The organism is Sphingomonas sp. STIS6.2, from assembly GCF_000732685.2.
GTDB classification, from domain to species: domain Bacteria; phylum Pseudomonadota; class Alphaproteobacteria; order Sphingomonadales; family Sphingomonadaceae; genus Sphingomonas; species Sphingomonas aerolata.
On the sequence record NZ_JPDP02000115.1, the window covers coordinates 1 to 1,276 of the forward strand.

The 1,276-nt window shown below is 69.8% G+C and carries 2 protein-coding genes; one reads left to right on the forward strand and one right to left on the reverse strand.

Features of this window, described 5'->3' with window-relative positions; genetic code table 11:
- On the reverse strand, positions 1-664 hold a 664-nt coding region (tsaD, locus tag sphst_RS13665), incomplete at its 3' end, for a tRNA (adenosine(37)-N6)-threonylcarbamoyltransferase complex transferase subunit TsaD (protein WP_107045691.1).
- Between the two features lie 75 nt (positions 665-739).
- Here tsaD and hemC point away from each other — a divergent pair.
- The coding region (hemC, locus tag sphst_RS13670) for a hydroxymethylbilane synthase (RefSeq protein ID WP_107045692.1) at positions 740-1,276 on the forward strand (537 nt) is incomplete at its 3' end.

The following is a 1,276-nucleotide window of genomic DNA, read 5'->3' on the forward strand; positions in this document are numbered from 1 at the left end:
CGACCCGCGCGACCGCACTTTTGAGACCGGCAAAGGAGAAATGCGGTTCGGCCGAACCCTTGAGCGGGCGCGGCAGCGGCACGGCCTTTGGATTGCCAAGCGCGGCGGCCCGCTCGACCGCGGGGCCACCGGGAAAGCCGAGGCCGAGAATCTTGGCGGTCTTGTCAAACGCCTCGCCGGCGGCATCGTCGATCGTCGTCGCGAGCCGGCGATAGGCGCCGACCCCTTCGACCAGCAGCAACTGGCAATGCCCGCCCGACACCAGCAGCAGGAGATAGGGGAAGGCGAGATCGGGATCGGACAGCCGCGGCGACAGCGCATGGCCTTCCAGATGATTGACCGCGATCAACGGCTTGCCCGCGGCGTGCGCGAGCGCCTTGCCGGTGACGAGCCCGACCATGACCCCGCCGATCAGCCCCGGTCCGGCCGTCGCGGCGATCGCATCGACATCGGCCAGCTTGAGCCCCGCATCGGCCAGGGCCGCGACGATCAGCGGCTCGAGCGCCTCGACATGCGCGCGTGCCGCGATCTCCGGCACAACCCCGCCGAACGGCGCATGCGCCGCCTCCTGCCCGAGCAACCGGTGCGCCAGCACCTGTCGATCGGCGGTGACGAGCGCGGCGGCGGTTTCGTCGCAGGAGGATTCGATACCCAGAATGATCATCCCATATCCCTATCGCGCCGGACAAGGCTTGTCCTCACGCTTGTCGAACGCGCCGCGTTTCTGCATGCAGGCGTCATGACTAGTTTTCGGCTCGGCACGCGCGGCTCGCCCCTCGCCCTCGCGCAGGCAGGCATGGTGCGCGACGCCTTGTGCGCCGCGCATGGCTGGTCCCCGGATCGGATCGAGACGGTCGTGATCCGCACCACGGGCGACCGTGTGCAGGATCGCGCGCTCGCCGAGATCGGCGGCAAGGCGCTGTGGACGAAGGAGCTCGATCGCGCGCTGCACGACGGCGAGATCGACTGCGCCGTGCATTCGATGAAGGATGTCGAGACGATCCGCCCGCAGACCCTGCAGATCGCCGCGATGCTGCCGCGCGCGGACGTGCGCGACCGTCTGATCGGCGCGGAAACGCTTGCCGATTTGCGCCAGGGCGCGGTCGTCGGCACCAGCTCGCCGCGGCGACGCGCGCAGATGCTGCGATCGCGCCCCGATCTCGACATCGTCCTGATCCGCGGCAACGTCGATACGCGGCTCGCGCGGGTCGCAGCCGGGGACATGGATGCGACGCTGCTTGCCGCCGCCGGGCTCGATCGCCTTGGACGCACGGCG